This is a genomic window from Pseudomonas sp. R1-1, assembly GCF_051132135.1.
GTDB lineage: Bacteria > Pseudomonadota > Gammaproteobacteria > Pseudomonadales > Pseudomonadaceae > Aquipseudomonas.
The window spans coordinates 3,017,081-3,043,288 of sequence record NZ_CP071663.1 but is presented as its reverse complement, the minus strand read 5'-3'; the positions used below and the strand labels follow the sequence as shown (position 1 = coordinate 3,043,288).

The following is a 26,208-nucleotide window of genomic DNA, read 5'->3' as shown; positions in this document are numbered from 1 at the left end:
CAAATCCTCCTTACTTCGCGGCCATGCGCAAGGCGCCGTCGAGACGGATCACCTCGCCGTTGAGCATGCTGTTTTCGATAATGTGGCGCACCAGCGCGGCGTATTCGGCAGGCTTGCCCAGGCGTGGCGGGAACGGGACGCCGGCGGCCAGCGAGTCGCGCACTTCCGGGGTCATGCCGGCCATCATCGGCGTTTCGAAAATGCCCGGGGCGATGGTCATCACGCGGATGCCAAAGCGCGCCAGTTCGCGGGCGGCTGGCAAGGTCAGGCTGGCGATCGCACCTTTGGAGGCCGAGTACGCCGCCTGACCGATCTGGCCGTCAAACGCCGCCACCGAGGCGGTGTTGATGATCACCCCGCGCTCGCCGTCGGCGTTGGCTTCGGACTCGGCAATCGCCGCGGCGGCGAGGCGCAGCATGTTGAAACTGCCGATCAGGTTGACGTTGATCACCTGGGCAAAACTGCTCAGGGCATGCGGGCCGGTCTTGCCAAGGATCTTCTCGCCACGGACGATGCCGGCGCAGTTGATCAGGCCGTTGAGGCTGCCAAACGCATCGAGGGTTGCCTGCACCGCCGCTTCGGCGGCGGCTTCGTTGCTGATGTCGGCGACCACGCTTTTCGCGCCCAGACGCTGCGCCTGAGCGGCCACGGCCTCGGCGTTCATGTCCACCAGCATCACTTTCGCACCGGCGTTGACCAGCAGCTCAGCGCTGGCCGCGCCGAGGCCCGACGCACCGCCGGTGACGATAAAAACCTTGTTCTCGATCTGCATGACTGTTTCCTTCGATTCAAGCTGAAACGTTATGCGCCGCGGCCTCTTGAGCCTTGGCGATTTCCTGGTTGCGCAGGATAAAGCGCTGCAATTTGCCGCTCGGGGTTTTGGGCAATTCGCTGACAAACTCGATTTCCCGCGGGTATGAATGCGCGGCCAGACGCTTGCGAACGTGTTGGCGCAGTTCTTCGGCGAGCTCGGGGGCTGCGCGGTATTGCGCACTGAGCACAACGAAGGCTTTGACCAGTTCGGTGCGTTCCGGGTCGGGTTTGCCGACCACCGCCGCTTCGACCACAGCCGGGTGCTCGATCAAAGCGCTTTCGACATCGAACGGGCCGACACGGTAGCCGGAGGTGGTGATCACATCGTCGCTGCGGCCGACGAAGCTGATGCTGCCGTCCGGGTTCCATTCCACGGTGTCGCCGCTGAGGTAATAGTTGCCGACAAACGCCTTGGTCGGCGCGCCTTCGTAGCCGCCAAACCAGCACATCGGCGACTGCGGACGATCAATCGCGAGAATGCCGGGCTGGCCGACGCCGAGTTCGTTGTGGTGTTCATCGAGCACCACGATGCGGTGGCCCGGCGAGGCGAAACCGGCGGCGCCGACGTGCACCGGATGCTCGAGACCGTGGTGGTTACACAGAACCATGCCCAGTTCGGTCTGGCCGTAGTGGTCGTGGATGACCACGTCGAGATGGTCGGCGAACCAGCGAATCACCTCCGGGTTCAACGGCTCGCCGGCACTGCTGACGATGCGCAGTTTGCCCTTGATCGACTTGGCGAATTCGTCACCGCCGGCAATCAGCAGACGATAGGCCGTCGGCGACCCGGTGAGGTTGCTGATGGCGTATTTGTTGATCATCCGGCAGGTGCTTTCGAGGGTGAACGGCCCATCGTAGAAAGTGATCGGATGGCCCAGCGCCAACGGCCCGGTGACGCCGAAATAAATGCCGTAGGCCCAGCCTGGATCGGCGACGTTCCAGAATGAATCTTCCGGGCGCAGATCCACGGCGTCACGGGTGTAGCTCTTGAAAGCAACGATGGCTTTGAGCGGCACCGACAATGCTTTCGCCGGGCCGGTGGTGCCGGAGGTGAACATCAGCAGGAAAGGATCGTCGCCGGTCAGCAGCACCGCTTCGCATGCGCTGGAATAGTTGGCCAGCTCGGCCCAGAAGCTGTAATCGCCACGCACGATGCCCTGCCCCTTGGCGCCGCCCACCGTGACCAGCGTCGGGCAATCGGCGACTTCAGCGAGTTTCGGGCGGTTGACCGCATCGGTCACCACGACTTTGGCGCCGGAACTGTTCAGACGGTGTTCGAGGGCTTTCGGGCCGAAGGCGGTAAACAACGGTTGATACACCGCACCGATGCGCCAGCTGGCGAGCACAGTAATCAGCAGCTCGACATTGCGCGGCAACAATCCGGCGACCTTGTCGCCCTTCTGCACGCCCTGGGCGAGGAGGAAATTGGCGAAACGCGCGGCTTTGTCTTGCAGGTCAGTGAAGGTGTACGTCGCACTGCTGCCGTCGCGGCCCTCCCAGAACAAGGCGATGCGCCCCGGCAAGGCGTGGCGGTCGCAACATTCGACACAGGCGTTGAGCGCTGCAAGCGAACCGCTGAGCGCGGCATCGACGGTGTGCTGATAGTTGAACTGTGCGGTGGCAGACAAGTAATCGCGCATTGCCAGAATCCCTCGGTGTTTTTATTAGGCTGGGAACCGTAAACAACAGAGGAATAGTCGCGCTGTGCGCAGCGTCGGGCAATGGTCAAAGCCATCAAGCTGGTTGACTGGTTTGGCCAAAATCCTGGCGAAGATGATTGTTCCCACGCTCTGCGTGGGAACGCAGCCCCGGACGCTCTGCGTCCTTTCCCCGGTTGGGACGCGGAGCGTCCCCTGAGGCATTCCCACGTGGAGCATGGGAACGATCAGTCAAGGCTCACGATAGGCGGCGCCTGTCCTGGCGCTATCGCTAGCAGTGCTAGCTCCCACAGGTTGGAATGCATTTCAAACTGTGGGAGCTAGCCTGCTAGCGATGGCGTCGGCTCAGACAGCTTCATTCAGAATCAGAGTGCGATAGTGGCCAGGGTTCGACCCCGACCATTTGCGAAACGCCTTATAGAACGAGCTCACGTCAGCAAAACCGAGGCGCGCGGCGATTTCGGCGAAGCTGATCGAAGGCTCCGCCAGCCAGGTGATCGCCAGTTCCTTGCGCACGCTGTCCTTGAGGCCCTGCCAGGTTTGCCCTTCTAACGCCAAGCGACGGCGCAACGTCGAGGCGGACATGCACAATTGCTGGGCCAGCGCTTCGGTTTCCGGCCACTGTTCGGCGGGCAACTGCCGCAAATCGTGCTTGATCCGGCTGGCGAGGCTTTCCGGGTCGCGGTACTTCACCAGAATGTTCGCCGGTGCGTGGGCGAGAAAGCGCTGCAATTCTTCCGGGCTGCGCTTGATCGGCAGATCGAGGCAGTCAGCGGCAAAAATCATCCGCGTGCGCGGGCGCCCGAAACGCAGGTTCTGCGAAAACATCACTTGATAGTCATCGGTGAAGTCCGGCGCGGCGCAGCGCAGTTCGATCGCCAGAATCGGAATGCGCCGCCCGGCCAGCCAGCAGGCGACACCGTGGACGATCATCCAGTAGGTGAAGTAAGTGAAGGCGCGGCGCGGTTCGTAGTCGTCTTCGAGCAGAACGATTTCCGCCAGGCTTTGCTGGTGCACCAGTTGCGCCGGCAACCGCTCGAGCATCAGCGAGAGAAAACTCAAGCCTGTGCTCAGCCCCGCCGCCAGCGTCGGTTGCGCCATGGCGCTGCGGCACAGGAACGCCAGGCTGCCGGATTTGAGCTTGCGCGGGTCCATGCCGAAAAATTCGTCATCGCCGCGTCGGGCCAGCAGGCGCCAGAGTTTCGCGTATTGCGATGCGGGCACCCGCGCGTGCTCGGCCTGCAGCAATGCCGGATCAATCCCGACCTTGTGCAGAGCTTCTTGCGTGGCAGCGCCTGGCGCACAACTTTGCAGCAGCGCTTCGCGCACCAGTTGAATGGCAATGGTGTCTTTTTCCGACATGGAACGCGGCGAGCCTTATGGTTATTCCGATGCCCGGCATCTTACCGCTGTGGGAGCGAGCCTGCTTGCGAAGGCGTTGGGTCAGGCGACTGCGATGCTGAATGTACCGCCGTCATCGCGAGCAAGCTCACTCCCACAGGATTGGTGTCATACACAGAATCTAGGCTGTCCACGCCCCCCTGTAGGAGTGAGCCTGCTCGCGATAGCGGTCTGTCTGTTGCTCATAAGGTGAATGACACACCGCTTTCGCGAGCAGGCTCGCTCCTACAAGGGGCTTGGGTGAGGCGAAGATCGGGTTTGTTCAGGTTAGGTTCAGCTAAATGTCAATCATCCCCATTTGGGAATGAGTGTCATTATGTTACAACTTAGCTACCTATCTAAATCACCCGTTGGTTGTGCCGAATGCTCGTTCCCTTTCTGATCATGCTGCGCGAAGGCATTGAAGCCGCGCTGATCGTTGGCATCATCGCCAGTTACCTCCAGCAAACCGGCCGCGGGCAGTGGATGCCTGCCGTGTGGATCGGGGTTTTCCTCGCGGCCGCCCTCGCCTTGCTGGTCGGCGGCGGCCTGGAACTGGTCAGCGCTGAATTCCCGCAAAAGCAGCAGGAGCTGTTCGAAGGCATCGTCGGGCTGGTCGCGGTGGGCATCCTCAGTTCGATGGTGTTCTGGATGCGCAAGGTCGCCCGTTCGATCAAGCATTCGTTGCAGGCCTCGCTGGATCAGGCGCTGACCGCGTCGAAGCATCAGGTCATCGCGCTGATTGCCATGGTGTTCTTCGCTGTCGCCCGCGAAGGCCTGGAGACGGTGTTTTTCCTGCTCGCGGTGTTTCAGCAGAGCGAAGGCCCGGGCGCGCCGATCGGCGCATTGCTCGGGCTGGTGCTGGCGGTCATCGTCGGCTTGCTGATCTACAGCGGCAGCATGCGCCTCAATCTCTCGGCGTTCTTCAAGTGGACCGGGCTGTTCATTCTGGTGGTGGCCGCCGGGATTCTCGCCAACTCGGTGCAGGCGCTGCATGAAGCCGGGCTGTGGAATCACTGGCAGACCGTGTTGTTCGACTTCAGCGCGACCCTGCCGATGGATGGCCCGCTGGGCTCGGTGCTGGCCGGCATGTTCGGTTATCAGGACGCGCCGACCGTCAGCACCCTCGGCGCCTATGTGATCTATCTGCTGGTGGCGCTGATGCTGTTCTTCGTACCCGCGCCATCGCTGTCATCGACTTCCGTTTCCAGCCAATAAGGGCCTTCATGTCCAAGCCTAAAACTCCTCAGGCCTCGCCTCCCCGCGCCTTGCGCTGGGCGGTGGCCGGCTCGGTGGTGGTGATGATCGCCGCCGGCGGGCTGTTTTACTACGCCTCGCAACTGGCCGCCGCCAAGCGCCAGCACAACCGCGACGAAGTGGTGGTCAACATTCATCCGGGCCAGTGCGAACCGAATGCGCTGAGCGTGCCGGCCGGGCGCGCCAGTTTTCGCATCGTCAACCGCTCGGACCGCGCCGTTGAATGGGAAATCCTCGATGGTGTGCTGGTGGTCGAAGAGCGCGAAAACATTGCGCCGGGCCTGAGCCAGGTGATCAACGCCAACCTGCAACCCGGCGATTACGCGATCACTTGCGGCTTGCTGAGCAACCCGCGCGGCACCTTGCACGTAACCCCGACTGCAGCGTCCGACGCTGCGGCCAAAGCCAAGCCGTCGATGGTGGCTTTCGTCGGGCCGCTGTCGGAATTCCGGGTGTACCTCGCCAGCCAGAGCAGCGCATTGATCAAAGCGGTGAGCGCCCTGAATCAGGCGATCGTGAGCGGCGATCTGAGTCAGGCGCAGGCGCTGTATGTGCCGGCGCGTGCTGCCTATCAACGTTTGGCCCCTGCCGCACAACGCCTCGCCGAACTGGATAACCGCATCAATGCCCGCGCCGATTACTTTGAAAAACGCGAAGCGGACCCGGGCTTCGTCGGCTTCCATCGCCTCGAATACGCGCTGTTCAAGCAACGCAAACTCGACAGCCTGGCGCCGGTGGCGCAACAACTGCTCAGCGATGTCAGCGAGTTGAAACAGCAACTGCTCGCGCAGTCGTTGCCGCCGGAGCAACTGGTGAGCATCGTCGTGCGCAACCTCAACACCCTCGCCGACGTGCGCGCCGCCAACGGCGAAGAAGAACGTTACAGCCACACGGACCTCAACGGTTTCGCCGCCAATGCGCAGACCGCGCACAAGGTGGTCGATCTGCTGCGGCCAATGCTGAGCAAATCCGCCGCCGAACTGTTGCCGAAAATCGACGCCGCGCTGGTGGACTTCGATAGCGCGCTGAGCAGCCTCAAAGCAGCTGAAGGCTACGTCAGTTACGACAGCGTCAGCGGCGAACAACGCCAGCAGCTCGCCAATAAAGCCCAGGCCCTGGCCGACGCGCTGGATGGCATCGACCCCGCCCTTGGCCTTTCCAGCCTGTAAGCAGAAGACCTGACCCCGATGAAAGAACTCGAAACGCTCAACCTGCAACGCCGCCGTGTGCTCATGGGCATGGGCGCCGCCGGTGTCGCCCTCGCCGGCTCGGCCCTGAGCTGCCCGGCCATGGCCGCCGCGCCGGCGCAAGTCACCGAAGCGCCGAGCAGCGACAAGACCGAAGACCGCCACGATTTTCACGGCGTCCACCAGACCGGTATCGTCACGCCGCGCCCGGCCTCGGGCATGCTGGTGGCATTCGATGTGCTGGCCAGTGATCGCGACGATCTCGAGCGGCTGTTCCGCACCCTCAACGAGCGCATCGCGTTTCTGATGAAGGGTGGCCCGGTGGCGCAGATCGATCCGAAACTGCCGCCGGTGGATTCCGGCATCCTTGGCCCCAACGTCACGCCGGACAACCTGACTATTACGGTTTCCGTGGGTGATTCGTTGTTCGACGAGCGCTTCGGTCTGGCCTCAGCCAAGCCGAAACGTCTGCAACGCATGGTCGGCTTCCCCAACGACGCGCTGGACGCCGATTGCTGCCACGGCGATCTGAGCCTGCAATTCTGCTCGAACACCGCCGACACCAACATCCATGCGCTGCGCGACATCGTCAAAAACCTTCCGGACCTGCTGCTGGTGCGCTGGAAACAGGAAGGCAGCGTGCCGCCGCAAGCCCCGGCAAAACCGGGCGTGCCAGCGCAGTCGGCGCGCAATTTTCTTGGCTTTCGCGACGGCTCGGCCAATCCCGATTCCAACGACGGCAAGGCCATGGATCGGCTGGTCTGGGTGCAGCCCGGCAGCGATGAGCCAGCCTGGGCGGCGCACGGCAGTTATCAGGCGGTGCGGATCATCCGCAACTTCGTCGAACGCTGGGACCGCACGCCGTTGCAGGAACAGGAAAGCATCATTGGCCGGGTCAAAACCACCGGTGCACCGATGGGCGCCGAGCACGAGAGTCAGGTCCCTGACTACAGCAAGGACCCGGCCGGCAAACTGACCAGGCTCGACGCGCACATTCGCCTGGCCAACCCGCGCACCGCCGCGAGCCAGGCCAATCTGATCCTGCGCCGGCCGTTCAATTACTCCAACGGCGTCAACAAGAACGGTCAGCTCGACATGGGCCTGCTGTTCATCTGCTACCAGGCCGACCTGGAAAAAGGCTTCATCACCGTGCAAACCCGGCTCAACGGCGAACCGCTCGAGGAATACCTCAAACCGGTCGGCGGCGGCTACTTCTTCACCCTGCCCGGTGTCACCGGCGACAAGGACTTCATCGGTCGCTCGCTGCTCAACGCCACCCAACCAAAAACTGCCGCCTGACAACACACTGGAGCCGCCCCGATGAAAAAGACCCCACTCGCGTTACTGCTGACCCTTGGTTTGCTCAACACCCCGCTGTCGGCATTCGCCGCGACAGCGCCGCTGGATCTGGTGGGGCCGGTGTCGGACTACAAGATCTATGTCACCGAAAAGCTCGATGAGCTGGCCAGCCACACCGAGCAATTCACCGACGCAGTAAAAAAAGGCGACCTTGCTACCGCGCAAAAACTCTACGCACCGACCCGCGTGTATTACGAGTCGATCGAGCCGATTGCCGAGCTGTTCAGTGACCTGGACGCGTCGATCGATTCGCGCGTCGACGATCACGAAAAAGGCGTCAAGGCCGAGGATTTCACCGGATTCCACCGCCTCGAATATTCGCTGTTTGCGGAGAAGTCGACCCAGGGGCTCGATGCTCTGGCGGACGGTTTGAACAAGGACGTCAAAGACCTGCAGACCCGCGTCGCCGGCCTGACCTTCCCGCCGGAAAAAGTCGTCGGTGGCGCGGCGGCGCTGCTCGAAGAAGTCGCCGCGACGAAGATCTCCGGTGAGGAAGATCGCTACAGCCACACCGACCTGTATGACTTCCAGGGCAACATTGACGGCGCGAAGAAAATCGTCGACCTGTTCCGCCCGCAGATCGAACAGCAGGACAAGGCGTTCGCCGCCAAGGTCGACAAGAATTTCGCCAGCGTGGACAAGATTCTCGCCAAATACAAAACCGCCGATGGCGGGTTCGGGACCTATGACAAGGTCAAGGACAGCGACCGCAAGGCGCTGGTCGGGCCGGTGAATACGTTGGCTGAGGATTTGTCGACGTTGCGCGGCAAGCTCGGTTTGAATTAAGACTTTATAGCGCCAGGTCGGGCCCTATCGCGAGCAGGCTCACTCCTACAGGGGAACGCATTCCAATGTAGGAGTGAGCCTGCTCGCGATAGCGGTTGTAGCCGCACCACAAAATCCGAACGATTACAGGATCCGGTAGAGCAACCGCTCAATCCGCACCCGACTCACGCGCTTGAGAAACTTGGCCACCCCGGCCGGGTAATCCGGCAGCGTCTCCAGCGTCTGGAAGCTGTCGATGCGTGTGGTGTGGCGGAAGATCTCTTCCAGCTCCTGCGCCCGCGGCGCCAGCCACTCGCCTTTCGGGTCGTCGATCAGCAGCGCGTTTTCCAGGTCGAGGCGGAACGCCCGCGGATTGAGGTTATTGCCGGTCAAAAGCGTGTAGCGCTGATCGACCCACATGCCTTTGAGGTGGTAGGTGTTGTCGCCGTCGCGCCACAGGTGCAGGTTCAACTGACCGCTGTCGATGTTGCGCTGATGGCGTTTGGCAAAGCGGCGCAGGCTGATCTCATAGAGATACGGCAGCGCGGCGATCACCTTGAACGGCTCGCTCGGCGGAATATAGAAATCGTTGGCGGTCTTGTCGCCGACCACGATGTCGATCCTCACCCCGCGCGCCAACGCCCGGTTGATCTCGCGGATCACCCCCAGCGGCAGGTTGAAGTACGGCGTGCAGATGGTCAGTTGGGTCTGCGCGCTGGCAATCAGCTCGAGAATCGCCCGGTTCAACGGGTTGTTCTTGCCGACACCCAGTAGCGGGCTGACCGACAGCCCTTCCCTGCCGCTGCTGCCTTTGGCCGTGTCGTACGTGGCGTATTTCAGACGGCTGCGCAGATCGCCGATGTCGTTGCGCAGGCTGCGCGTGGTCGGCAGGTTGGGCAGGTCGAGGCGATGCACCGCTTTCGATTCGATCAGGCCATGCTTGACCAGGTGATGCATCGAATCCGCCAGGTCATGGCTGTGCAGCACGTGATAGCGGTCGAAGCGGTACTTGTCGAACTTGTGCAGATAAACGTTGTTCAGGCTCGCCCCGCTGTAGACCACGCAATCGTCGATGACGAAGCCCTTCAGGTGCAGGACGCCAAACAACTCGCGGGTCTGCACCGGCACGCCGTACACCGGCACTTCACTTGCGTGAGTGCGGGTCATCTCCTGATACCACGCCGAATTGCCCGGCTGCTTGCCGGCACCGATCAACCCGCGCTGCGCGCGCAACCAGTCGACCACCACGGCGATTTCCAGCTCGGGGCGCTTGAGCTTGGCGGCGTGCAGGGCATCGAGAATTTCCTGACCGGCTTCGTCCTGCTGTAGATACAGCGCAACGATGTAGATGCGCTGCGTCGCGCTGGCGATTTTCTCCAGCAGGCAACGACGGAACTCGGCGGCGCCGGACAGAATGGTCACGGCCTCGGCGGTCAGCGGGAAGCTGCGTAGTTTGGGCAGCAGGGAACGTTTGAAAAGCAACGGCATAGGGCTCGCAATGGGTCGAATCCGAAGAGGTTGAGAGCTTACACCATCGTATCCCTCGGGTCTTGTCGGGTCCCGAAGGACGCCATCGCCAGCAGGCTGGCTCCCACATTTGAAATGCATTCCCCTGTGGGAGCCAGCCTGCTGGCGATGGCGGTTTTACAGCTGAAGAGAATACAGACTTGACCAAGGAGAACATCCGTTCTACTGTTCACCGCATGAACGAACTGACTAGCAACGAAACCCGCGACATCATTCTCGATGTCACCGAAAAGCTGATCTATAGAAGTGGCATCGCCGCCACCAGCATGGATCTTCTGGTGAAGACCGCCGGCGTCTCCAGAAAGAGCATTTACCGTTACTTTGCCGACAAGGACGCGCTGGTGGTCGCCGCGTTGCGACGCCGTGACACCCGCTGGATGGACTGGTACCGAAACGCTGTCGAACAGGCTCCAACCCCGGGCGATCGCCTGCTCAACCTGTTCAGCGTGCTCACAGGCTGGTTCGCCTCCGAGGGCTTTCGCGGCTGTGCATTCATCAATACCAGCGGCGAGACCGGCGATGCGCAGGACCCGGTGCGGCTTGTTGCCAAAGAACACAAACAGAAGCTGCTCGACTACGTGTGCGAGCTGTGTACCGAACATGGCGCCGAAGATCCGTTGTTGCTGGCCAGGCAATTGCTGATCCTGATCGACGGTGCCATTACCGTAGCGCTGGTGATGGGTGATCACAGTGCTGCCGATAATGCGCAATGCATGGCACGCAAGTTGTTGGACCTGTAACGCTTTAATAAGCCGGACACGTTGTTTAATTATTCATTGATTCGGGAGACTGATATGTCGACTGCAGCCCAGGTACGTCCGCCATTACCACCGTTCAACCGTGAATCGGCCATCGAGAAAGTGCGTCTGGCCGAGGACGGCTGGAACAGCCGCGATCCAGAAAGAGTCTCGCTGGCCTATACCCTCGATACGAAATGGCGCAACCGCGCCGAGTTCGCCAACAACCGCGAAGAAGCCAAGGCCTTTCTAACGCGCAAGTGGGCGAAAGAGCTGGATTACCGTTTGATCAAGGAACTCTGGGCCTACTCGGATACCCGTATCGCGGTGCGTTATGCCTACGAATGGCACGACGATTCGGGCAACTGGTTCCGTTCCTACGGCAACGAAAACTGGGAGTTCGATGACAACGGCCTGATGTTCCAGCGTTACGCCTGCATCAACGACATGCCGATCAAGGAAAGCGAGCGCAAATTCCACTGGCCGCTGGGCCGGCGCCCGGATGATCACCCGGGGCTGTCCGAACTCGGTCTTTGAATCAGATTATCAATGTGAGAGCCAGCCTTCTGGCGATAACGGATTGCCGGGTCACCGGCAATCCGGCGCAATAAGCGCCACCCCATCAAGCGATGACAATGCCCTCGCCGCTCAAGCTATTGAGCGACACCCCGACCAGCGTCACCGAATCATTGCCGAACGTCAGCAGCGTGTCCTGCCCGACGCTGCTGGCATGCGCACGGAAATCTTCCGCTGGCAAAACCCCCTGTACGCCAAGAAACACCAGTTTGTCGTTGGCCGTGTAACCGGTCACCCGATCGTGTCCGAACGCGCCGCTGAACAGGAAGGTATCGGCGCCACCGCCCGACTCCAGCAGATCATTGCCGCCACCGCCGACCAACACATCGTTGCCGCTGCCGCCAATCAGATGGTCATTGCCGTCGAGCCCGAACAACCAGTCGCCGCCGGCATGGGCCTTGAGCGTGTCGGCGCCATTGCTACCCTTCACGCTGGAGTCGTAACTGGTGAGGTTGCTGCCAGCCTTCAAACCGCTGGCCGTGACACTGTGGACCACGTCGTCCTTGAACAGCCCCCAGAGAAAACCCGGCTCCTTGGAGACGATGCTGCCGATGTCGCGGGTGATGCTGATCCCGCCGTTGGCATCGCGCACGTACAGGTTGCCGGCGCCGTCGTTGGCGAAATCGAAGTTCTTCACCGAGCCTTGCAGGTCGAGGCTGTTGCTGCCCTGCCCGCCAAGGATGACGTTGTAGCCACCGCTGTCGCGGAAGCTGTCGTTGCCGGCGCGGCCTTCCAGATAATCATTGCCGCTGCCGCCCTGGATCAGGTCGTTGCCATCGCTGCCGATGATGAACGTGCTGCCCTTGTGGGTTTCGGCGTTGCGGTTGAGGTCCTGCACCCAAGTGTTGGCCCGCGCCGGGTCCGACAGGTTGGCGACGATGATCGTCGAGTCGCGGCTGGTCAGGTCGTAGAACTTCGAGTCCAGCACCCGCGTCATGCCGTCGCCGTAACCGGTGGGCAAATGCGAAATCCAGGTCGGAATATTGAGGATCGAGAACGGCAGCACGTTCCAGGCGCTGGAGGCGTAATGGTCGTTGAAGCTGACGATGTTGTCGGTGGTCGAGGTGTGCGGCGCATCGTGCACGCCGACCGAAGCGGCGGTGAAGGTCGAACCGTCGAGCGCGCGGAACACCGGGTCGTTTTCATAGCCGATATTGAGCACCTTGTCGGTGCTGCTCTGGGTCGGCGAGGCGTAGGCGATGTAGTTGGAATCGGCAAAGAACCCGCCCCACTTGCCGCCGCTCAGGTCCGCCATGCTGTTGACCGCCAGCCCGCCAAGGCTGTGGCCGCTGACCAGAATGTCCTTGCCAGTGAGTCCGTTGGCCCTGGCGAACGCCATGACATCGTTGAGCAGATTGCCGAACGCTTCGCCGACGTAGTTTTTCGCATAATCGGCGGGGCCAAACGCGGCGAGCAGATCGTTGATCACATCGCCAATCGAATCGCCAATGAGGATTTCCCGCGGGCCGCTGGTGCCACGAAAGGCAATGCCCAACTCGGTGAGATGGCCCTGGGCGTCATATTTGCCGAGGATTTCCACTTGCGCGTTGGTGTAGCCGGGTTTCTCACCGAAGAACGTCCCGCGTGCATCGGACTTGCCGTCGTAGCCCAATTGCGTGGCGCTGATTGGCGTCCATCCGGCCTTTTGCACCGCTTCGAGGGCGAGCTTTTCCGAGTCGGGGTTCCACGGAATGCCGGGGATCACCCCTTGCGAATCGGTCCCACCAATCAGCGCGGTGACCAGCGTGGCCGGCAGGCCGAGGCCGAAACCGTTGTGCTGGTAACCGCTGGCGAAGCCGTTGTCGAGGTTGTGGTAGGAATACAGCGTGATCGCCATGGCGTCGCTGAACAACGCCTTGGAATCGGCCGTACCGAGGTTCTTGTAGTCATACACACCCATTGCCATTGCCTCTCTTGTTGTTGGAATTGTTCAGAGATAGCTCACAGCCAGAGCGCTCCGTGGTGAGCGCACCGGAGCATTGTCACTACTGCTTTTGATGTTTCATTGTGGGAGCGAGCCTGCTCGCGAAGGGGTCCTGTCAGTCAACATTTACCTCACTGACACAGCGCTTTCGCGAGCAGGCTCGCTCCCACATTGGACCTCCTACAGTTTTGCCATCAGGCGAAAACGAACGCCGAGTCCGACAGATTAGCCACTCCGACCCCAATCAGGGTCACGGCATAGTCGCCAATCTTCAGCACGGTATCGCCACCGGATTGCGAGGCATGCTGTTTGTAGTCGTAGCCCTGCCCTGCGCCCTCGACGCCCATGAACACCAGTTTGTCGTTGCCTTGATAGCCGTTGATGGCATCGAAACCGAAGGCGCCGCTGAACAGGAACGTGTTGTTGCCGCCCACCGCGCTCATCACATCGTTGCCGGCGCCGCCGACGAAGGTCACATGGCCCTTGTCGCTGATCAGGTTGTCATCGCCACCGAGGCCGAACAGCCAGTCACCGTCAGCGCTGGCGTGCAGCGCATTGCCGTAGCCATCGCCGCTGAGGGAGTGATTGTACTGAGTCAGCTCGCTGCCATTGCTCAGGCCCTTGGCCGTGACGCCCCAAGTGATCTCCTTGCTGCCCCACCACGACCCTGCCTCTTGGCTGACCAGCGCGCCGATGTCGCGGGTCAGACTGATGCCGCCGTAAGCGTCGCGCACGTACAGGGTGCCGTCACCGTCGTTGGCGAAGCTGAAGTTCTGCAGCGGCTTTTGCAGTTCGAAGGTGTTGTGCCCCTGACCGCCGAGCAGAATATTGAAACCGCCGTCGTCGCGGAAACGATCGTCACCGCCCAGGCCCTCAAGAAAGTCGTTGCCGCTGCCGCCCTTGAGCCAGTCGCTGCTGTGCGTGCCGATGATCAACGTGCTGCCCACATGCGGCTCGCCGCTGCGGCCGAGGTCTTCAACCCAGGTCTTGCCGCGCGATGACTCTTCCAGGTTGGAAACGATGATCGTCGAGTCCTTTCGGGTCAGCGGGTAGAACTGTGAGTCGATCGCCCGATTCAAGCCGTCGGCATAACCCAGCGAACTGTGGGCTGACCAATTCAGCGGATTGACGATGCTGAACGGCACCAGGTTCTGCGCAGTCGACGCGTAGTTGTCGGTGAAATTGACGATGTTGTCAGTGGTCGAATCGTGCGCGCCGTCGTGTTTGCCGAGCGAACCGCTGCTGAAGGTCGTGCCGTCAAGTGCGCGGAACACCGGGTCATTTTCATAACCGATGTTCAGCACGTTGCTGCCGGTGCTGCTCTGGGTCGGCGAGGCAAACGCAATGTAGTTCGCATCCTTGAAGAACCCGCCCCAGTGGCTGGCGCTCAGCTCTGCGACGCTGTTGACCCCGAGCCCGCCAAGGCTGTGGCCGCTGATCAACACGTCCTTGGCGGCGATGCCGTTGGCGATGGCAAATGCGGCAACAGCCTTGAGCAGATTATCGAAGGCATTTTTCGCGTAGTTGCTCGCGTAATCCGATGGACCGAAAGCGGCCAGCAGGTTGTTTTTCATGTCGCCGTAGGTGTCGCTGTAACCGAGCCCGCCGGTGCCACGAAAGGCGATGCCGATACCGATCAGCTTGCCGGCGGCATCGTACTTGCCGAGCACTTCGGCCTCGGCGCTGGTATAGCCGTCCTGCTCACCGAAGAACGTGCCCTGCGCGCCGACCTCGCCCTGATAACCCAGCGCCGTCGCTGCGACGGGCGCCCAGGCGGTGGCCGGTAACGGTTTGCCGGTCGGCGTGTAGGCATACAGCGTCAGTGCGATGGCGTCGCTGTACAACGCTTTGCCATCGGCATTTCTGTAATCGAACAATCCCATGTCGTGCCCTCTCTTCCTTCAAAACGGCAGTGCCCGCAGGCGCTGCCGATCATCTCAAAAACAGCGTTTTAGAACTGCCAGTCCAGCGTCAGCCCCACGCCGTGGTCTTTTTCGTTCGAGCCGACCAGACCGTTGTAATCCAGATTGACCCGCACGTCACGGTTGAGCGCCAGACCGGCGCGCACGCCGACCACCGCTGCGTCGCGATCCATCGACACGCTCTGCACGGTGAAGGCGCTGTTGCCGTTGGCGAACGCCAGGTGGCTGTCGGCGTCGACACTGCTCAGGTTGTGCTGCCAGCCGAGGCTCGCGCCCAGTTCCAGCTGATGCTGATCGGACAAGGCGAAGCTGCGCTTGGCGCGCACGCCGAGGGTCGACAGCACCACGTCGCGGTTGTCCTCACCGCCCTTGAGCGCCGCCGCGTCACCCTTTTCGGTGAAGCTGTCGGTGTTGAGGTGGACGTAGGACAGATTGGCGAACGGCTCCAGATTCATCTGTTGCAGGCCCAGGTCGTAAGCGGCCTCGGTGAACAACTGCGCGGTGGTCGCATCGCGCTTGGTTTTCTGCTGGCCGCTGACACCGGCAAATTGCAGATCACGTTTGGCGTCGATGCGGTGCCAGCTGTAGGCGCCGCCAACGGTCAAGCGCAGGGCATCGATCTCATGCCCCAGATACGCACCCAAGTGGTAGCTGTCGACCGACGCCGACGAATGCGTGCCGCTGCCCATGCTCAACGAGCTGTCGCTATAACCGGTGACGAAACCCAGGCGCGTATCTTCAGCAATCAAGCCGTCGACACCGGCCAACAAGCCACCGATGGAGCTGGTGGAATCGGCATTTTCGTGGCCGCCATCGCTTTTGCCCCACGACCCCAGCACCTTGACCCAGGCATTGCTGCGATCGTCGGTCGGCGCATCAGCATTGAACAGATCGCGCTCTCGCAGACGCTCGCCCACGGCTTCACGCAGGTAACGGCTGTCGTTGATCAGCAAGGTGCCGACGGCCGGATGAATCTCGCCGGAGAGTTGCTGGAACGCTTGCTGCGCCGACGCCGCGTTTGGCGACAGCAGCAGGGTTTCGAACAAGGCATTGCCGGCGCCCAGCCGCTCAGCCGCCGCACCGACCGCGCGCTGATTCGGCGTCAGGCCGACGCTGGAGAACGAGGCGTCATTACGCCCCACCGCCAGCTGAATGCCCTCCGCCGAATACGCCAGCGTGCCGCCGAGGAAGGCGTAATCCGGCAACACCTGGCCAAAACGTCCTTCAATGCCACCGGCCGCTTGCAGGATGTTGTAGCGCGTACCGAGCAGACTTTGCACTTCACTGGTGGACAGCAAGGTCGGGCTGTTTTCCAGCGACATGCTTACGGTGGCGCCTTCGATGACGGCTTTGCCGCCGGCAACGATCTGGTCGCTGCTGGTCGGCGACAGCTCGACGGCGTAGGTCGAACCCGGCGCAAAGGTCACGTCGCCGGCAACATTCAGCGTGCCGATGGAGTTGCCCGGCGCCACCGTACCGCCGCTGTTGACCGCCAGCGCGCCGATGCGGCCATTGCCGCCGAGGATGCCGCCGTCATTCACGGTGACGGCCGATTGCAGCGAACCGTTGATGGCCAGCCGTCCCTGATTGACCAGGGTCGGGCCGCTGTAGGTGTTGTTGCCGGTCAGCACCAGGGTGCCGATGCCCTGTTTGGTCAGGCCGCCGTGGCCGGAAATGTCGTTACGCCAGGTATCGAGGCCGCAGGTGATGTCCGTGCACACGCGCTCGGTCGGCTTGCCCTGATCGATGATTGCGCCGATGCCCGGCAGATCGGCGACGAACTGGCCGGAACCGTAGGCGCCGTCGATGCGGAATTCGGCCGGGATATCCTGCTCGGTGACAAACATCGACGGGCCGTCGATAGCCTTGCGCAGGTTGATCATGCCCCAGCCGTACAAGGCGTCGATGCCCGGTGCGCCGAGGTCGGTCGCGGTGGTGCGCAGGACCGTGGCGACCTGATCGCCGGTCATGTACGGAAAGCGCTCCATCAGCACCGCCACCGATCCGGCGACGTGCGGCGCGGCCATCGAGGTGCCGTTGTAGTTGGCGTAGCTGGTAGTCAGGTTGTCGAGGCTGGTGCCTTCGATGATCGAGCTGTAAATCTTCGTGCCCGGCGCGGCCACGCAGAAGCTCGCGGTGTAGCCGCAGCGCGAAGAAAACGTGCTCATGATGTACGGATTGGCGCTGGCCAGATCCGGGTTTTTTTGCAGCGCGGCGACGGTGATCCAGTTCGGCGCGATGTCCGGGACGAAATAGCCGAGACCGGCGATCGCGTCGGGGTTGTTCAGGTTGTAATCGTTGCCTGCGGCAAAAATGGTGACGATGCCGCTGCGCGCGGCGGCGATGGCGCCGTCATAGGCGCCGCCGGGTTTGGTCCCCAGCAGCGTGCGGATCTCGTTGAACTGCAACTGCGCGTCGTTGACGGTGAAGTGCGGATACGCCGGATCGCGGCCACCGAGGTCGAAGCGGTCGGTGATGCCGATGCCCCAGCTGTTGTTGATGATCCGCGCACCACTGGCGATCAGCGCATCCCAACCGGCCTTGTACACCGCGCCGTCGTTGCCGCGCACGATGCCGTCTTCCGGGCCCGGGTCGCCGTTGTCGGCGCTGATGATCTGTGCGCCGAACGCCACGCCGTGCATCACGCCACCGTCACGGCTGCCGGCGGCAATACCGCCGACGTGGGTGCCGTGAGCGCCGAGTTTGCCGTTGGAACCGACCGTGGGCGCGCCGTCATAAAGGAACGCGTCCCCGGCTTTGACCGGGATATACGGGTCGGTGTATTCGCGGATCCCACGGGTGACCAGGGTGACGACTTTGTTGCTGCCGGAGAACTCCGGGTGTGCGGCGTACACCGGCTGGTCGAAGATCCCCAGTTTCACACCTTTGCCGGTGTAGCCGGCGGCGTAAGCGTAATCGGCACCGATCGCGCCCAGGCCCCAGTCGGCCTGGAATTCGCTACTGCGCCAGCTCGACGGATCGCCCGTGCGGCCGTTCTCCACGTAAGGCGCAGCGTGGGCGGTGCCGAGGGCGCAGAGCACCGCGAGCGTCAGGGTTTTCAGGGCAAAGCGGCCACCCGTTTGCGCGGGGGTATTGTTGTTGTTCATCCAGCGACCTTCCTTAGTGTTGTTGCGAAAAATCCGTCTCAGTCTGCACGTGATCGTTCCCACGCTCCCGCGTGGGAATGCCTCAAGGGACGCTCTGCGTCCAGTGACGCGGAGCGTCACGGGCTGCATTCCCACGCAGAGCGTGGGAACGATCAACGCCTGTGGCGAGGCGTAGCGATTAGAACTGCCAGTTCAGGCTCAGGCCGACGCCGTGCAGTTTTTCGCGACTGGCCAGTTGTCCGTGGTAATCGAGGTTGACCCGCACGTCCTTGCTCAGCGCCAGGCTGGCCTGCACGCCGACCAGCGCGGCGTCGCGCACCAGCGCTGAACTTTCTACCGCGTACGGCGTGCCGCCGCTGGCAAAGCGCAGGTGTTGTTCTGAATCGATGTCGCTGAGGCTGTGCTGCCAGCCGAGGCTGCCGCTGACGTCCAGCGCTTGCCCGCTCGAAATATTGAAAGTCTTGCGCGCCCGCACACCGAGGGTGCTGAGCACTGCATCGCGCTGATCGCCGGGGCTTTTCAACGCTGCCGCATCGCCCTTCTCGGTGAAACCTTCAGTGTCCAGATGCACATAAGCCAGGTTGGCAAACGGCTCGAGCGCCAGTGCTTGCAATTCGACTCGATAGGCCGCTTCGCCGAACACTTGAGTCGTCGCTGCGTCGACCTTGGTTTTCTGTTTAGCGCTGACCTCGCCGTATTGCAGGTCGCGCTTCACATCGGCGCGATGCCAGCTGTAAGCCGCGCCAGTGCTCACGCGCCAGGCGCCAATTTCACGACCGGCGTAGGCGCCGAGGTGATAGCTGTCGACCTTGGCCGAGGAGTGAGTGCCAGAACCCATGCTCAGCGAACTGTCGCTGTAACCGGTGACCAGACCGATACGGGTTTGCTCGTCAAGCGCGCCGTCGACACCGGCCAGCAGGCCATCGATCGAGGTGTTGTAGCCGGCCGTGTCGTGGCTGGAATCGGTCGAGCCCCAGGCGCCGAGGGCTTTGATCCAGCCGTTGCTTTGCCCGGCGTTGCTGTCACGCAGGCGCTCGCCCACCGTGTCGCGAACCTGGCGGCTGTCATTGATCAGCATCGTGCCGAGCGCCGGGTAGATTTCGCCGCTTAACTGCTGAAACGCTTGTTGCGCGGTCGGCGCGTCTGGCGCACGCAGCAGGCTTTCAAACACCGCGTTGCCGGCACCCAGCCCTTCGACGGCAGCGGCCACCGAGCGTTGGTTCGGGGTCTGGCCGACGCTGGCAAACGCCGTCGCGTTGCGCTCGATGTTCAGTTGAATGCCATTGCCCGCGTAATCGAGGCTGCCGCCGATGAACAGGTAATTGGGCAGCACTGCGCCGAACTGGCCCTGAATGCCGCCGGCTGCTTGCAGAATGTTGTACTGGCGGCCGAGCAGGCTTTGCGCTTGGGCGGTGCTGAGCAGCGTCGGGCTGTTTTCCAGCGAAAGGCTGACGGTGGCGCCACTGACAGTTGCGGTGCCGTCGGCGACGATGCGATCGCTGCTGGTCGGCGACAGCTCAACCGCGTAAGTCGAGCCTGCGGCCAGCGTCACATCACCGGCGACGTTCAAGGTGCCGATGGAGTTTCCCGGCGCGACTCGCCCGCCGTTCTGCACCGACAACGCAGCGATGCGTCCGGAGCCGCCGAGGGTGCCGCTGTCGTTGACCGTGACCGCTGAAGTCAGCGAGCCGGTGACCGTCAGCAGTCCGCCGTTGACCGTGGTCGGGCCGCGATAAGTGTTGGCGCCACTCAGGACCAAATGCCCGGTGCCGGATTTGATCAGGCTGCCCTCGTATACGCGCCCCGCTGCCGCCGCATCGCGCGCGGTGCCGACTGCGTAATCGGTCTGATCCTGCTGACTGGCACCGACTGGAACGCCGTTCTGCCAGCCCTTGTCTTGCAGGGTCTGCTGCCAGGCGCTGTGCTCGGCGAGATCTTCGCGCTGGCGCTGGATCAGCGCTTTGTCGGAAATGTCATTGCTCCAGACATCGCTCTGCCCCGCGCCGAGGTTGGCGTCGAACTCGCCGAGCAACTGCCCCGGCCCGCGCATCGCCCGGTTCAGATTGGCCACACCCCAACCGACGCGTTCGGTTGGCGCATCGGTGACCGAACCATCCAGTTGTGTCGCGGTGGTCAGCAACACTTGCAGCGCCTGCTGATTGGTCATGTACGGATAGCGTTCCATCACCAGCGCCAGGGCGGCGGTGGCATGCGGCGCAGCCATAGACGTGCCGGACTTGATTGCGTAACCGCCGCCAGGAATGGTGCTGTCGATCTTCGCGCCGGGGGTGGTGATGCACCAGTATTTGGCGATGCCGCACTGGTTGTATTTTTGCTGATTGCCCTGATCGAGCCCTGAGACCGCCAGCCAGTGGCCTTCGAAATCCGGCTGAAAGTACGGCAGCGCCGAGCGCACGCTGGCATTCGGGTAGCCGCTGTTGCCGGCACTGAACACGTTGATCACGCCACGGCGAGACACGTCCGCCGCCGCATCGAGCCAGGTGCCTTTGTTCCAGTGCTGGGCATAAGCGGCGTGCAGGTCCGCCAGCGTGCGATAGCTGACATCCGGCGGCTGGCTGCCCCAACTGTTGTTGATCGCGCGCACGCCGGCATCGGCCAACGCGTCATACACCGCTTTGAAATAGCGCGGGTCGGGACTCGGGCCGAACAGGAAACCGTCGTTCTTGTTGGTGTTGCCGACGTAGATCTGCGCGTTGTACGCCACGCCGTGCATGCCGCTGCCATCGCGCGCGGCGCCCATGGTGCCGACTACGTGGGTGCCGTGGGAATCGTTGTTGGGGTTGAGCGTGCCGTCGACGTTGAACGCTGAGCCGTCGAGGTAAGTACCGCTGGCCAGCACCGGCTGGTAGCGGTCGCGGCTGAACTCGGGGTGGGCGGCATCGAAACCGGAATCGAGGGCGCCGATTTTCACGCCTTGACCGGTGATGCCCGCCGCATAGGCGTATTCGGCCTGCATGCGGCTCAGGCCCCAGTCGCGAACGAATTCGGCGCTGCGCCAACTGGCTGGATCGCCGGGTTTGCCGGCTTCGAGGTAGGCGGCGTGGGCCGCTGTTGTCGACATTGCAAACAGCAGGGTGCCGACCGGAATCGGCTTGATGCGTACGTCCATGTTCTGTTCTCGCTTTTATTGTTTTTGTGCAGGGCTTTTGTATGGTGTCGCCTGCTTCCCTCACCCCAGCCCTCTCCCTTTGGAGAGGGAGCCGTTTTGTGTTGTATGTCGAACCGAGCCCAACTCGGCTTCAGTAGTGAATTCACTGTCGAACTGTCAGGTCGGCGAATTTCTTCAGCATCCCCCAATCAGTCCCCTCTCCCTCTGGGAGAGGGTTAGGGTGAGGGCTGCCCAGCGACCACAAACGCCTCGTCCACCCGCGCCAGATCCTGCTCGTTCAAGGTCCCGGCGTAAAAATGCAACTTGGTCCACGCCATCAGATAGTCATACCGCGCCTGCGCCAGATCGCGGCGGGTGGTGAACAGTTGTTGCTCGGCGTTCAACGCGTCGAGGTTGGTCCGTTCGCCGCCGAGGATGCTTTGCTTGGTCGACACCACCAGCGCTTCGGCCGAACTCAGGGCTTTTTGGTAAGCGCGCAATTTGCTCACCCCGGACAGGCATGCACTGAACTGGCGACGCAGTTCGATCAGCGTCTCGCGGGTCTTGCCGTCGAGTTCGTATTCGGCCTGCTCCATCGTGCGGCTGGCCTGGCGGGTCGAGGCGGATACGCCGCCGCCGGCATACAGCGGCACGCTGACTTCAAAACCAATGGTGTTGGTTTCGTAACGCTGGTTATAGGTGTTGCCGCTTTCCGATTCGTTCTGGCGCATCGAGGCGTAGGCGCTGACTTTCGGCAGGTGCCCGGCGCGGTTGCGCTCCACTTCGTAACGCGCGACTTCCACGGCCTGGCGTTGCGACGCGAGGTTGGGGTTGTTGCTCACCGCCAGTTCGTGCCAGGTGTCGTAATTGGCCGGTTGCAGAGCGAAGGTCTGGAAGTTCTGGTTGAGCGGCGCCAGATCACCGATGTCCACCGCTGGTGTGCCGACCAATGCGCCCAGCTCACGCAGCGCGGCGTCCTGCTCGTTGCGCGCCTCGATTTCCTCGGCCGTCGCCAGCTCATAGCGCGATTCGGCTTCGAGGATGTCGGTGCGGGTGCCCTCGCCCTGCTTGAACATGTGTTCGTTCTGCTGGAACTGCTGCTCGTAGGCCTTCTTCTTCGCCAGCGCGATGTCGATCTGGTCCTGGGCAAACAGCGCCTTGGTGTAGTTGTCGAGCACACGCACCAGCAATTCCTGGCTCTTGCCACGGAAGGCTTCGTCGGCAAACAACGACTGCGCTACGCCTTTGCGATAGGCCGCGTACGCCTCGTAGTCGAGCAGCGGTTGTTGCAGGGTCAGTGCCGAGCCGTAACTGCTGTAGTTGCGATCGTCGGTGCGATTGCGGGCGCGCTCGTCCAGCGACGTGGCTTTCGACGAGTTACGGCCCTTGTTGTAGGTGTAACCGATGCGCGGCAACAGCCCGGCGCGGCCGATGGCGCGGTTTTCCAGGCCGGCATCGCGTTCCTTGATCGCGCCGAGGAACACCGGGTCATTGCGCAACGCCTGTTCGTAGATCTCGAACGGCCCCATGGCCGCTACTGCCGATTGGCTCGCGAGCAATGTCAGCGCCGCCAGCATGGAAAACTTGGTCATACAGCCGAACATCCTTATTCCTCGGTCAACGCGGAACCGGCCCGATCGAGCAGCGGTTTGAACAGGTAATTGAGGAGTGAACGTTCACCGGTGCGCACGAACATTTCTGCCGGCATGCCGGGTTTGATCACCAGACCGTTGAGTTTTTCCATGGCCTGATCGCTGACACTGCTGCGCAGCACGTAGTACGGCACGCCGGTTTTTTCGTCGACCATCTGGTCGGCGGAAATCAGGCTGACTTCGCCCGGTACGCGCGGGGTTCTGCTCTGGTTGAACGCAGTAAACAGAATGTCCACCGGCAAGTGCGTACCGACTTTGTCGATCAGGCTGATCGGCAAATGGCCCTCGACTTCCAGCGAAGTACCCTGCGGCACGATCTCCAACAAGGTCTCGCCCTGGCGCACCACGGCGCCTTCGGTGTGTACGCCGAGGTTGACCGCGACGCCGTCGGCGGTGGCGACAATCTCGCTGTGCTGCAGGTCGAAACCGGCCGAGGTCAGTTGCTCCGACAAGGTCACGCTCTTCAATTGCGCGTCGGCCAGTTGCGTGCGCACTTCCTTCTGATATTCCTCGCTGTGCTGTTGCAGCTTCAGGCGCGTTTCGAGGATGCCCTGCTCGACCCGGCCGCTCTCGCCAGTGTTCTCGGCCAGTTGCTGCTGCACTTGCGACAGTTGCCGCTGATATTCCATCAAGCGGTTGCGCGGGATGTAACCGTTGTCAGCCAGTGGCTGCAGGTTGCTCAATTGCTGTTGCAGCGAATCGGCCTGGGCGTTCAGGTCGGTGCGGGCGCGGCGCATGCCCGCCAGTTGCGCGGTGGCACCTTCAATGCTCGCACGCAGCCCGGCTTGCTCGCGGTAGAACGCCTCGCGGCGACTGCTGAACAGTTGCCGCTGGCCTTCCAGCACCAGCGCCAGGCGCGGGTCCGGGTCGCTGCTCAGTTCCGCCGGAAAAGTCACTTGCTTGAGGTTGTCACGCTCGGCCTGCCAGCGCGCGAGGCTGGCCCAGGCCATGCGGTATTGCGCTTGCAGCGACTGCACGTCGGCGGCGACCTGGGTCTGGTCGAGGCGGAACAGCGGCTGGCCTTGTTTCACGATTTCGCCTTCGCGCACCAGAATCCGGCTGACCACGCCGCTGCTCATCGACTGCACGGCTTTGCGTTTGCCCGAGACCACAACGGTGCCCTGCACCGGAATGCCTTGATCGAGCGGCGCCAAGGCCGCCCAGGTAAAGAAACTGCCGGCGCCGACAATCGCCAGAATCCAGCCCATGCGCGCGAAGAATTTCGCATCGCGCTCCGGGCGTTCGCTGAGGTAGGCGTGTTCCATGTTCGCTTCGTTTTCAGTGTTCATGCTTGCGCTGCTCATACACCCGAATTCCTCGTCGAGGGCTGATACTGTCGGCTCATGCTGAGCCCGCCCGGTGCCTGCGCGGCTTTTTCACGTTGTTGTTCAGGGTTACCGGAGAGTGCCTTGAGCACGTCCTGGCTCGGGCCGAAGGCTTGCAGGCGACCTTCGTTGAGCACCAGTAACTTGTCAGCCTGAGCCAACACCGAAGAACGATGCGTCACCAGCACCACCGTGGTGCCCTGCGCCTTGAGCGCGGCAATCGCGCTGGCCAGCGCCGCTTCGCCGACGGTGTCGAGGTTGGAATTGGGTTCATCGAGCACCACCAGGGTCGGCGTGCCATACATTGCACGGGCCAGGGCAACGCGCTGTTTCTGGCCACCGGACAAGCCACTGCCGTCCTCGCCCAATTGAGTGTCGTAGCCTTGCGGCAACCGCAAAATCATCTCGTGGACACCGGCCTGCTGCGCGGCCGCCACCACTTGCTGCGGATCGGCCTGGCTGAAACGCGCGATGTTCTCGGCGATGCTGCCGCTGAACAGCTCGATGTCCTGTGGCAGATAGCCGATGTACGGGCCGAGCTGATCACGATTCCAGCGATGAATATCTGCGCCGTCCAGACGCACGGTGCCGCCCAGCGTCGGCCATACGCCGACCAGTACCCGCGCCAGCGTCGATTTACCGGAGCCGGAAGCCCCGAGCACGCCGAGCACTTCGCCCGCGGCGAGGTTGAAATTGACCATGTGCAAGGTCGCGTTACGCTGGCCCGGCGGGCCGGCGCTGACCTGTTCAAAGGTGATCTGGCCTTTCGGCGCCGGCAACGCCATGGCGTCGTCACTCGGCGGGAACGCTTGCAGCAGCGCGTCAAGACGGCGATAAGCCAGCTTCGCCCCGCTCCACTGTTTCCACACGGCGATCAACTGGTCGATCGGGCTGAGCACGCGGCCCATCAGAATGGAACCGGCGATCATCATCCCGGCGGTCATGTCGCCCTTGATCACCAGCAAGGCACCGAGGCCCAGCACCAGCGATTGCAGGCACAGGCGCAAGGTTTTACTCAGCGAGCTGATCACCGCACCGGTGTCACTGGCCTGATTCTGCAAACCGAGGAAGCGCGAGTGCACCTGGAACCAGCGCTTGCGCAGCGAACCGAGCATGCCCATCGCCTGAATGGTTTCGGCGTTGTGCAAATGGCTGGTGGCCAACTGGCTGGACTTCTGCGAAAAACCGGCGGCTTCGCCAAGCGGCTTTTTGGTCATGTACTCGTTCAGGCACGCCAGCGCGATCAGCAACAGCGCGCCAGCCGTGGCGAGCACGCCAAGCCAGACGTTGAACAGGTAAATCACGAACAGGTACACCGGGAACCACGGCGCATCGAAAAACGCGAACAGCGCCGGGCCGGTGACGAATTGGCGAATATGGGTCAGATCGCCCAGCGATTGCCCGGCATTGCCCTCGCCCTTGAACAGGTTGCGTTCGAACGCGGCCTGATACACCCGCAGGTTGAAGCGGCGCTCGAGCTGACTGCCGATGCGGATGACGATAAAACTGCGCACCACTTCCAGCAGGCCGATAAAGGCGAAGAAACCGACCACCATCAGCGACAGCATCGCCAGGGTCGTTTCGTTCTGCGATGACAGGACTCGGTCATAGACCTGCAGCATGTAGATGGAGGGCACCAGCATCAGCACGTTAATCAGTGCTGTGAAGCAACCGACACTGATCAGAATGCTCTTATAGTCAGCCAAAGCCTTGAACAAGGGAGCGGTGGCTGGGGCCTTCGCCATCTTCATTGATTATTCCTGAAAACTATCTCTCGCCATTCATGGCGAAATTCGAGTTGATAATCCGCACAGTGGCGGAACTTGCCTTTTTGCCTGGCGCTTACACTTTCATAACAACTAGCGCCTTGAACTACGGTGCAGTTGCCAGTTGCAGTGGGCTTATAACAC

General features: G+C 62.1%; 17 protein-coding genes. 6 read left to right on the top strand and 11 right to left on the bottom strand.

The window, feature by feature from the left end; genetic code table 11:
• Nucleotides 1-10: 10 nt before the first annotated feature.
• From J3P75_RS13725 to J3P75_RS13715, 3 genes are all read right to left on the bottom strand, one after another.
• Complete coding sequence (locus J3P75_RS13725; RefSeq protein WP_434711153.1) at nt 11-772, bottom strand: SDR family NAD(P)-dependent oxidoreductase; 762 nt, start codon at nt 770-772, stop codon at nt 11-13.
• Nucleotides 773-788: 16 nt separating this feature from the next.
• A complete protein-coding gene (locus J3P75_RS13720; RefSeq protein WP_434711152.1) occupies nt 789-2,453 on the bottom strand; it encodes an AMP-binding protein in 1,665 nt (554 codons plus the stop codon).
• 363 nt (nt 2,454-2,816) lie between these two features.
• Entirely contained in the window at nt 2,817-3,833 is a 1,017-nt protein-coding gene (locus J3P75_RS13715; protein WP_434711150.1) for an AraC family transcriptional regulator, read from the bottom strand.
• A 402-nt stretch (nt 3,834-4,235) separates the two neighbouring features.
• On the opposite strand from J3P75_RS13715, the gene efeU reads away from it, so the two are divergent.
• Genes efeU through efeO (J3P75_RS13695) form a run of 4 tightly spaced genes read left to right on the top strand, consistent with a single transcriptional unit; the run spans nt 4,236 to nt 8,440 of the window.
• Nucleotides 4,236-5,069 (top strand): iron uptake transporter permease EfeU, encoded by an 834-nt coding sequence (gene efeU / locus J3P75_RS13710; RefSeq protein WP_434711148.1) that lies wholly within the window; start codon nt 4,236-4,238, stop codon nt 5,067-5,069.
• An 8-nt stretch (nt 5,070-5,077) separates the two neighbouring features.
• Nucleotides 5,078-6,277: an iron uptake system protein EfeO gene (efeO, locus tag J3P75_RS13705; protein WP_434711146.1), complete on the top strand. Its 1,200-nt coding sequence runs from the start codon at nt 5,078-5,080 to the stop codon at nt 6,275-6,277.
• Between the two features lie 18 nt (nt 6,278-6,295).
• On the top strand, nt 6,296-7,594 hold the full coding sequence (efeB, locus tag J3P75_RS13700) for an iron uptake transporter deferrochelatase/peroxidase subunit (protein ID WP_434711145.1): 1,299 nt from the start codon (nt 6,296-6,298) through the stop codon (nt 7,592-7,594).
• Nucleotides 7,595-7,615: 21 nt separating this feature from the next.
• A complete protein-coding gene (gene efeO / locus J3P75_RS13695; RefSeq protein ID WP_434711143.1) occupies nt 7,616-8,440 on the top strand; it encodes an iron uptake system protein EfeO in 825 nt (274 codons plus the stop codon).
• A gap of 123 nt (nt 8,441-8,563) precedes the next feature.
• On the opposite strand, the gene pssA is transcribed toward efeO (J3P75_RS13695), so the two are convergent.
• Entirely contained in the window at nt 8,564-9,907 is a 1,344-nt protein-coding gene (gene pssA / locus J3P75_RS13690; RefSeq protein WP_434711142.1) for a CDP-diacylglycerol--serine O-phosphatidyltransferase, read from the bottom strand.
• Between the two features lie 215 nt (nt 9,908-10,122).
• On the opposite strand from pssA, the gene J3P75_RS13685 reads away from it, so the two are divergent.
• Together J3P75_RS13685 and J3P75_RS13680 are read left to right on the top strand one after the other, a co-directional pair.
• A complete protein-coding gene (locus J3P75_RS13685) occupies nt 10,123-10,686 on the top strand; it encodes a TetR/AcrR family transcriptional regulator (RefSeq protein WP_434711141.1) in 564 nt (187 codons plus the stop codon).
• Between the two features lie 54 nt (nt 10,687-10,740).
• Nucleotides 10,741-11,220 carry a DUF1348 family protein gene (locus J3P75_RS13680; protein WP_434711140.1) on the top strand — a complete coding sequence of 160 codons (480 nt, stop codon included), beginning with the start codon at nt 10,741-10,743 and terminating at the stop codon, nt 11,218-11,220.
• A gap of 85 nt (nt 11,221-11,305) precedes the next feature.
• Here the strand turns inward: J3P75_RS13680 and J3P75_RS13675 are convergent, their stop codons facing one another.
• The 7 genes from J3P75_RS13675 to J3P75_RS13645 all read right to left on the bottom strand — a co-directional run bounded on the left by J3P75_RS13675 (nt 11,306) and on the right by J3P75_RS13645 (nt 26,049).
• Complete coding sequence (locus J3P75_RS13675; RefSeq protein WP_434711296.1) at nt 11,306-13,159, bottom strand: polyurethane esterase; 1,854 nt, start codon at nt 13,157-13,159, stop codon at nt 11,306-11,308.
• A gap of 218 nt (nt 13,160-13,377) precedes the next feature.
• Nucleotides 13,378-15,066: a polyurethane esterase gene (locus J3P75_RS13670; RefSeq protein WP_434711139.1), complete on the bottom strand. Its 1,689-nt coding sequence runs from the start codon at nt 15,064-15,066 to the stop codon at nt 13,378-13,380.
• Nucleotides 15,067-15,134: 68 nt separating this feature from the next.
• Complete coding sequence (locus J3P75_RS13665) at nt 15,135-18,212, bottom strand: autotransporter domain-containing protein (protein ID WP_434711137.1); 3,078 nt, start codon at nt 18,210-18,212, stop codon at nt 15,135-15,137.
• Between the two features lie 178 nt (nt 18,213-18,390).
• Nucleotides 18,391-21,342: an autotransporter domain-containing protein gene (locus J3P75_RS13660; protein ID WP_434711135.1), complete on the bottom strand. Its 2,952-nt coding sequence runs from the start codon at nt 21,340-21,342 to the stop codon at nt 18,391-18,393.
• Nucleotides 21,343-21,557: 215 nt separating this feature from the next.
• Nucleotides 21,558-22,925: a TolC family outer membrane protein gene (locus tag J3P75_RS13655; protein WP_434598181.1), complete on the bottom strand. Its 1,368-nt coding sequence runs from the start codon at nt 22,923-22,925 to the stop codon at nt 21,558-21,560.
• 2 nt (nt 22,926-22,927) lie between these two features.
• A complete protein-coding gene (locus tag J3P75_RS13650) occupies nt 22,928-24,277 on the bottom strand; it encodes an HlyD family type I secretion periplasmic adaptor subunit (RefSeq protein ID WP_434711133.1) in 1,350 nt (449 codons plus the stop codon).
• Nucleotides 24,274-26,049: a type I secretion system permease/ATPase gene (locus J3P75_RS13645; protein ID WP_434711131.1), complete on the bottom strand. Its 1,776-nt coding sequence runs from the start codon at nt 26,047-26,049 to the stop codon at nt 24,274-24,276. The genes J3P75_RS13650 and J3P75_RS13645 overlap by 4 nt, the downstream gene beginning before the upstream one ends.
• Between the last annotated feature and the right edge of the window lie 159 nt (nt 26,050-26,208).